This is a genomic window from Bifidobacterium sp. POST2/T3 (B1) (genome assembly GCF_058197115.1).
Genome location: NZ_JBVPQK010000105.1, coordinates 1 through 8080, shown reverse-complemented (window position 1 = coordinate 8080; position 8080 = coordinate 1). Strand labels below are relative to the sequence as shown.

At 55.8% G+C, this 8080-nt stretch carries 6 protein-coding genes; 4 read left to right on the top strand and 2 right to left on the bottom strand.

Annotated elements, in window-relative coordinates; all coding sequences use genetic code 11:
* The coding region (locus AC0AP0_RS06415; RefSeq protein ID WP_490429770.1) for a helix-turn-helix domain-containing protein at positions 1-755 on the bottom strand (755 nt) is incomplete at its 3' end.
* 266 nt (positions 756-1021) lie between these two features.
* Here AC0AP0_RS06415 and AC0AP0_RS06410 point away from each other — a divergent pair.
* The 4 genes from AC0AP0_RS06410 (at position 1022) to AC0AP0_RS06395 (ending at position 6338) form a co-directional block, all read left to right on the top strand.
* On the top strand, positions 1022-2521 hold the full coding sequence (locus tag AC0AP0_RS06410) for an oligopeptide:H+ symporter (RefSeq protein WP_313840243.1): 1500 nt from the start codon (positions 1022-1024) through the stop codon (positions 2519-2521).
* Positions 2518-4689, top strand: coding sequence for a glycoside hydrolase family 127 protein (locus AC0AP0_RS06405; RefSeq protein ID WP_490429769.1), 2172 nt, complete (start codon positions 2518-2520; stop codon positions 4687-4689). The genes AC0AP0_RS06410 and AC0AP0_RS06405 overlap by 4 nt, the downstream gene beginning before the upstream one ends.
* 402 nt (positions 4690-5091) lie before the next feature.
* Complete coding sequence (locus tag AC0AP0_RS06400; RefSeq protein WP_490429768.1) at positions 5092-5262, top strand: hypothetical protein; 171 nt, start codon at positions 5092-5094, stop codon at positions 5260-5262.
* Positions 5263-5483: 221 nt separating this feature from the next.
* On the top strand, positions 5484-6338 hold the full coding sequence (locus tag AC0AP0_RS06395) for a helix-turn-helix domain-containing protein (protein ID WP_261254725.1): 855 nt from the start codon (positions 5484-5486) through the stop codon (positions 6336-6338).
* 290 nt (positions 6339-6628) lie between these two features.
* On the opposite strand, the gene AC0AP0_RS06390 is transcribed toward AC0AP0_RS06395, so the two are convergent.
* A complete protein-coding gene (locus AC0AP0_RS06390) occupies positions 6629-7498 on the bottom strand; it encodes a class I SAM-dependent methyltransferase (protein ID WP_490429767.1) in 870 nt (289 codons plus the stop codon).
* Positions 7499-8080 lie beyond the last annotated feature (582 nt).

Genomic DNA, 8080 nt, shown 5'->3' with positions numbered 1-8080 from the left:
TCCTTGTAGCCGACGATGGCCCCGATGCTTTCCACTGTGTCGTCGGTCTCCACCAGCAGCGACTTGGCCGCCTCCATACGGAAGCGTTCGATCTCATGGGAAATGGTGATGCCGAACTTCTGCCGGTATTTGCGAGACAGGTAGCTCTTGTTGTAGTTGAAGTAGCTGGCGATCTGCCCCAGGCTGATGGGTCCCAGAGCGTGGATGCGGATCCAGTCGCGCACCGGCTGCAGCTCGTGAAGATTCATGGATTGGGTGTGCAGCAGCTGCCTGGTCTGCATAGTCACCTCATAGAGCACACAGGCCAGGATGGCGTTCAGATAGCGTTGGTCGCCGTGCATCTGGCAGACATCCAGCAGTTGGTTGGTAATGACGGTGATTCGATCCATGAGCAGATTCTCACTGTAGGCAGGCAGGAGGATGCTCGAAGTCTCATCCACACTGGGGTCATCGCCAGTGCCCTCGACTGGGGTCAGGCCGGGCAGACTGAAATGCATCCAATCAAACTTCAGGCTCTCGGTGATGGTGCGGAATCCCCTATGCTCCAGGTCGGGCGGGACGATCAGGAAGGTGCCGGGCCCGACCATGTAACGCGTATCGCCAATCTGCAGGGGCAACATGCCTTGGATGTTGCAGATGATTTCGAAGGTGCTGATGATGCGTCTGCTGTGTTGCCAGCCCGGGTCTCCGATGAAGGTGCCGGCAGAGACCAGCTCGGGCTGGGGCTGGCTGTCCTGGTCATAGAACAATGTCATGAAAGTCGACCTCTCATCGGGAAGAATCGGTAAAAATGCTCCACGTATTGTGAATTCTAGGCCACCAGTCATGAAATGCACCGCCGTTACCATTGAAATCAGCATAGGCAGTGGGGCCTAGGCACGTCAGAAGGAGACGGAACGACTGTGGCAGACCGGACCATACCAGCGCAGGGGTCGGTGACCCAGGTGGCTGTAAAGAATCTATACCTCAAAAGCATCCACCTTTTCTATAAATTCACCACCATTCCGGGAGCGATGCAATCATGAAACACACAGAGAGCACCTTGGAAGAGGTCAGGGACGACAAGGGCTTCTTCGGACACCCTCGTGCCATCGGGACCCTGGCTCTAGGCAATTTCTGCAACTCTGCCGCCTGGGGCGCCTTCTACGCCCTGATGATCTACTACCTCTACACCCCCTTCTCCAAGGGGCTGGGGTTCTCCCAGGGGGATGCTGCCCTGATGATCGCGGCCATGGGTGCGGCCAACGGACTGCTCAATATCGTGGGTAGCTGGCTGTCCGACAGGGTCCTGGGAATGCGTAAGGCACTGATCCTAGGCAACCTGCTCAAGGCCATAGCCTTCTTCATCCTGGCTATACCGCCGACCAGCCAGGTCTTCGGGCAGACCATGGCCTACATCGCCCTGGTGCTGCTGTCCATGCCCATCATGGGGATGTCCAACGCCTCCCTGACCGGGCAGCTCTACCGCAAGGAGGACGCTCGCAGGCGCGACGCGGCCTTCACCATCCATCAGTTCGCCAACACGGTGGCTGGGATCATCACCCCGGTCGTGGTTGGCCAGATCGGTCTGAGCAACTACCATATCGGCTTCGCTGTGGCAGGGGTCTTCGCACTGCTATACGGCGCGGCCATCTTCTTCACCCAGTATCGGTTCTTCGGACCCCTGGGTGAGGCTCCCATCAAGCCCCTGTCAGCCCGGGAGCGCCAGCGGATACTCAAGGGTCTGGTCATCGGGTTGGTTGTGCTGGCTCTGGTCATCACCGCCCTGGTGCTGACCAAGCATTTCAACCTGAATGCCATCATCAACGCCGTCACCACCTTCGCCTTCGTAGTGCCCATCTGCTTCCTGGTCAACCTGTTCACCAAAAAGGACCTGACTGTCCGTGATCACACCCACCTTCGGGCCTTTCTCTGGTTCTTCTTCGCTCAGATTGTCATGGCCCTGGGCGCCACCCTGCTGACCAGCGCCATCGCCATCTTCCTGGACAAGAAGGTCAACAGGGTGATCTTCGGCATCACCATCGCCCCGGGTTCGCTCCAGGTCATCTACATGGTTATGGATCTGATAGCCGGCCCCATCTTCATCTTCCTGTGGACCAAGACTCGTGCCGGGGCGATCCGGACCACCTATAAATATGGTATGGGACTGCTGGTCACGGCCCTGGCCTTCTTCACGCTGACCATACCTTCCTTGATTCTGGGCGGAAGCGGATCCTCCGGCTACTCCCTTTGGTGGGTGCTCATCTACTACGCCTTCATGGCTCTGTCTGACCAGCTTGTGGGTCCGATCGGCAGTTCACTGGTCTCGGGACTTTCTCCTGAATCCTATGAGACCCAGCTACAGACGGCATGGAACCAGACTGCAGCCATCGGCAATGCCATTGCCATCATCTTCTTCAAATTCTTCCAGACGGCCGACCAGCAGGTCTATCTCTTCCCCATCGTTGCGGTGGCCTTGGTGGCCGTTGCGCTGGTGCTGACCGTCTTCAGTCGTCACATAGAAAGGCAGATGGCAGCATGAGCCGGCAATTCAATATGAGCGGGCCTATTGAGATCAGCCAGGCCAGCGTCGACGACCCCTTCTGGTCGGCCGAGCAGGAGCTGGTCAGAACAGCGGTCCTGCCCTACCAATGGAAGGCCCTCAACGACCAGGTGCCAGGCGCTTCGCCCAGCTACTGCATGCACAACTTCCGCGCCGCCGCCGCGCTCAACAAGAGGCTGAATGGACAGGAGGGGAGCGGAGACTTCCAGCCGCCGACTTACACCAATCAGGGATTCCACTGCCTGCCGGAAGATCCGGATCACCCCGATCCGGACAAGTTCTATGGTTACGTTTTCCAGGACACCGACTTCTCCAAATGGGTGGAGGCCGTGGGGTACTCGCTGGCGCATCATCCGGATGCCGAGCTGGAGCGGCTGGCCGACGGGGCCATCGACATCGTATGTGCGGCCCAGCTGGACAGCGGATACCTGGACACCTACTACATACTCAACGGGATGAACCGGCACTTCACCAATCTCAAGGATCATCATGAGCTCTACTGCCTGGGCCATCTGATTGAGGGTGCCATCGCCTATTACCAGGGTACGGGCAAGACCAAGCTTTTGCATGCGGCCGAGCGGTTCGCCGACTATGTAGCCGCGACCTTCGGGCCGGGCGACAATCAGCTGCATGGCTATCCGGGTCACGAGATTGCCGAGATGGCTCTGATCCGCCTGTACGAGACCACTGGAATCAAGCGATATTTGGATCTGGCGGCCTACTTTGTCAATCAGCGGGGAACAAGCCCCCTCTATTTCGAGCAGGAGGACCGGCAGAGGGCAGCCTATGAGCATGCCGACTTCACTGTCGACGACAGCAGGCCAGCACCCTATGCCTACTACCAGGCCCATGAGCCGGTGGCTCAGCAACGTCAAGCCGTGGGTCATGCGGTCAGAGCCGGGTATCTGTACGCCGGAGCTGCCGATGTGGCCCGGCTGACCGAGGATCCTGCACTGAATGAGGCGGTGCATGCCCTCTGGCGTGACATTGTTGACAAGAAACTCTACGTCACGGGAGGGGTGGGCGCCGATGCTGATGCCGAATCGCACTCCTACGCCTATGACCTGCCCAACGACATCGGATATTGCGAGACCTGCGCCTCTGTGGCCATGGTCTTCTTTGCACGGAGAATGCTGCAGCTGGAGCCCAGGTCCGAATATGCCGACGTGATGGAGCTGGCCCTCTACAACACAGTGCTTGACGGCATGGCCATGGATGGCAAGAGCTTCTTCTATGGCAATCCCCTCGAGGTCAGGCCGCAGACCAAGCGGAACAAGGATCCCCGTTACAGCTACGTGCCCATCGTGCGCAAACGGTGGTTCGGTTGCGCATGCTGCCCGCCCAACCTGGCACGGCTGGTCGAATCGGTGCAGGATTACGCTTACACCTTGGCCGAGGATGGGTCCACGCTCTTTGTGCACCTCTACATCGGCGGCAGGATTCAAGCGGACCTAGGGGAGGGGTCAATCGCACTGCGGGTGCATTCGGAACTGCCCTGGAAGGGTCGAATCAGCCTAGAGGTGGAGGCTTCCGGCGACGGTCAGACCACCCTGGCTCTCCGTCTGCCTTCCTGGGCTGGCGGCGATGCAGCTGCCGATGCGGTGACGGTTCACACAGGCCAAGGTTCCTCGGCTGCCATCAGCCGACGTTTGGAACAGGGGTACCTCTACCTTTCGGGTCCCTGGAAGCAGGGCGATCGGATCGACATCGACTTCGACATGCCAGTGTGTGTCGTTGCCGCCAACCCTTTGGTCAGTCAGGATGCAGGCAAGGTGGCGGTGACCAGGGGACCCATAGTCTACTGTGCCGAGGAAAAGGACAACGGGGGCAATCTGCACCTGCTGCATCTGGACGGCAGCGCCTTGTCGGATGATGCAAGCCGTGTGAAAGTCGAGCCCTTCACCTTCCAAGCAGGAGCGTATCTCGACGATCCTCAGGCCGAAGGCCATGTCGATAAGATCAGCCGCAGCATGGTCAGACTGCAGGTGCCCGCCTGGCGGGAGCCTGCAGAGGGAGCTGATACTGCTCCGCTCTACCGTCAATGGCAACCGGTCCGTCGTATGCCGACCACAGCCACCCTGATTCCCTATTTCGCCTGGTCCAACCGTGGCGAAAACGAGATGAGGGTTTTCCTGGACGTGGACTGAAGGCCGCCATCCCTCAAGTATGCTGCGGTTTCTGAGAGCGGAGCAGGGTGGCCAGGGTCAGCAGAACCTCCAGGGTGCCAACGAGCTCAAATGTCCTCCTCAGTCAGATTGTTGGCTACATGATGAATAATCTCCCGGGTATCGAAAAGCGTGTATATAGGTTGTCGACGTAGCCCTCGGAATCCTTGCGTTTGTTCCTGAGATTTGCGAAATTCTGTCGGGTGGTAACTTCTGCGGACGGAGGTCAAGTGCAATTCATCTGCAGTTTTGAAGTCTCGATAGCTGTTGCTCCCTATTTGAGCGGTGGCAGGCTTGTAGGATCCATGCTGCATTCAGCACCGTTACCCAAATGATCAGTATTTCAACGGCCGTCGTCGGGCCGGTGCCAGGGCGGCAAGCGATGTGATCGCTGGTCACGCCACTGTGCCCCTCGAGGTCTATGCGCGGACCGTATTCGCTGATGACATCGGTTCTGCCTACACCGGCAAGAAGATCACTCTGAAACAAGGTGTGGATGCCTGGCAGAAGCACCTTAAGGAATGTGGTAAGCAGCGGGGCTTCAACGTACACTGATCTTCTTAAAGTAAATGGGAACATTGCCGTTGCCTTGTATTGTTTGAGTATGAGACAACGGCATTGCCGTATCGGCAAGGATAAAGCTCCAAGGCTGATGTATGTATTGTCTCCTGGCTTCATGCGTAAGGTCGAAGCCAACGGTTGTTTACTTAGTCCTGAGTTCGTTTAGAGGTCGTCAGGAGCAACTGTCGTGATTCGTGCGGAAAGGAGGGTGCATCGTGGCGAAGCCTGCTGAACACGGCATCGATGTCAATGCTTCTGACTTTTTGATTCATACCCCTTCGGCTATTGCGCGAACGACCTTTTTCTATCCGCTACGGGTGGGCAAATTCTCCTATGAACCCGGTTATAGGCTGGAGCGTCGGTCCTTTGACAGTTATCTGATCATTCATATCGATAACGGCAGGCTGACGCTGGATCTGCCTGAAGGCTCGTTCGTAGCTGAGGAGGGCCGGTTTGCGTTGGTCAATTGCTATGCGCACCATGCGTATGGTACCGATGTCCCAACGACCGCTCAATGGCTCCACTTCGACGGTGTCATGGCTCGGCCCTACTACGACTACATCATCAGAAAGCTGGGCAATGTCTTCATGCTCTCCTCCGAGACCTACGCCTTGGAGCAAATGCGGACCATTACCTCTTTGATGACGTCGGAAAACGGTTATTCGGAAGCGAGGATGTCCAAATACATCACCGACCTGCTCACCGAGTTTGCCGATGAGCAGCCGCGCTCCTTCAAACGAAAACAGGAGGAGGTGGTTGAGGACACGATTGCCTATGTGTCCTCCCACTTGTATGAGCCGCTCACCGTCTCCGAGCTGGCCAAACGAGTCTTTCTGAGCGAGTACCACTTCATTCGATTGTTCAAGCAGGAAACAGGCATCACGCCGCATGCCTACCTGGTGGATTCCCGTATCCACGCGGTGCAGTATTTGCTGGTAAACACCGGAATGTCCATACGACAGATTTGTCAGCAGTGCGGTTTCACATCCGAATCCTCACTGTGCGCATCCTTCAAGAAGAGTACGGGCATGACACCCATGAAGTATCGCAGACTCAAGCAGGGTGAGTGACTGACACGTATTGATTGGGCTGTCGGCTCCAGCGGCTTACCCGTATAAACGCATTTCTAAAATGCGCGGTTTACCCAATCTCACAGCCTGGCCTTCCACGGATCTGTCCCTCGACATTGGCGGGATTGAAGGTGAACGATAATGCGTTATCGTAATTCGGCACGGAGTACTTCTGTTAATTCCGTTGCGCAATTTATGCTGCAACGGAATTAACAGCAGCCAATCTGCCGGGCAGGCCGCCGAGCAAAGTCAGATCATGTCCAAGCAAAACCACGCTCGTACTTGCTCAGTCAGGCTTTCTTTCTGGCTACCATCGAGAAGGTCAGGGGGATTTGAGGCTGATTGTGGGGCATGATCCATCCCTGCAGTTCTGGGCTGTACTCAAGCATTGGCAGTGACTGCCAGTCGTCCACATTATGCTCGCCGATGGCCTCTATAGTCAGTCCGGCATCCAGAAGAGCGCTGCTTATTTCCTGGAAGTCATGAGCCCAATTGTGATTGGTGGTATGGGTAATTTGGGGTTTTGTCCCATCCTCGAGCGAGTCGGTTGCTGACGTGTAGCTTTGATCCGTCTCATAAGTCGTTTCTGTTCCGCCAAAATAATCTTGAACTATCGACATGCCCTCGTTGTTCAAGGCGAAAAGCAGGGGATGGTTGTCGCGGATCATGAATATTCCACCGTCTGTTAGCAGGGAGGCGATTGAACGAGCCCAGTCCTTTAGATCGGGAAGCCAGGTGATAGTTCCGCAGCTAGTGACGATTACATCGAACGAGCCTTTCTGATCAGGCATGGCATCGGCAGCGCATCGAGCATCGCTTTGAACATAGGTTATGGATGCTCCGGCCCGTTCAGATAGCTTCCTGGCATAATCCAGCGAGGTGGGAGAGAAATCCAGTCCATATACGTCTCGTGCTCCCAAACGCCACCATGAGATGGTATCAGAGCCTATATGGCATTGCAGATGCAAAAGGTGCAACCCTTTGATGCTGTGTCCTGGGAGATGGGGCTTCAAGACCTCCAGATCTCGCAGGGTTACTGACGACAGGGCCGATGGGTCATCCGCAAATGCGTCAAGGTCTCCATAGCCACCGTTGGCATGCACAACTGCCCTGTCATTCCAGTTGAGGAGATTATCCTCTACATCCTCGTTCTGGTGCATTTGATGAGACATGGTGTTCCTTTCGAAAGAGGCTTATCGACAATGATCCAGCCGGTCGATATTCAAAACAGGTTTTCAAGTGCAGATTTGTGCAGATTTGTTAGTCATGCGCGAATATGCAACTTTTTTATTATCCTCAATATCCGCTGTGTTGGCAAATACGGGGTGCCTAGGAGCGATTCGCATACTCAAATCGTATTTTTAACTTTGAGTTAAGTCTTTTCCGATTATCGATTGCGTTATGGTCCAAATATCAGGTTCTGCCATGGTGCCAATAAGCCTATCGGTGCTGTGTCATGAGCTATGGGATCCAACATCCTATCGGCTACTACGCCATGCAAGCCCCCCCCCCCTGGATTCTTTTGAAAGCGTTGTGCAGGACACAGAGTGCTACAAGTCCAGGCACGGGAAGGGGGATGTAAGCCCTCTCGACAATGAACTTTTCGGTTTCCTTGTCTTGTATACGTGACACCTGAAAATGGGATGCTCGATAAGCAGCACGACGCAACAGGAAAGAGGAACACGTGAATACCATGAGCAAGAATCCGGCAAACATGTTCGAGCGACTGGTTCCTGGACATA

What these genes read in the sequence shown, in the direction of transcription:
- AC0AP0_RS06410 (WP_313840243.1), top strand. Translation starts at nt 1,022, where the DNA reads ATGAAACACACAGAGAGCACCTTGGAAGAGGTCAGGGACGACAAGGGC.
- AC0AP0_RS06405 (WP_490429769.1), top strand. Translation starts at nt 2,518, where the DNA reads ATGAGCCGGCAATTCAATATGAGCGGGCCTATTGAGATCAGCCAGGCC.
- AC0AP0_RS06390 (WP_490429767.1), bottom strand. Translation starts at nt 7,498, where the DNA reads ATGCACCAGAACGAGGATGTAGAGGATAATCTCCTCAACTGGAATGAC.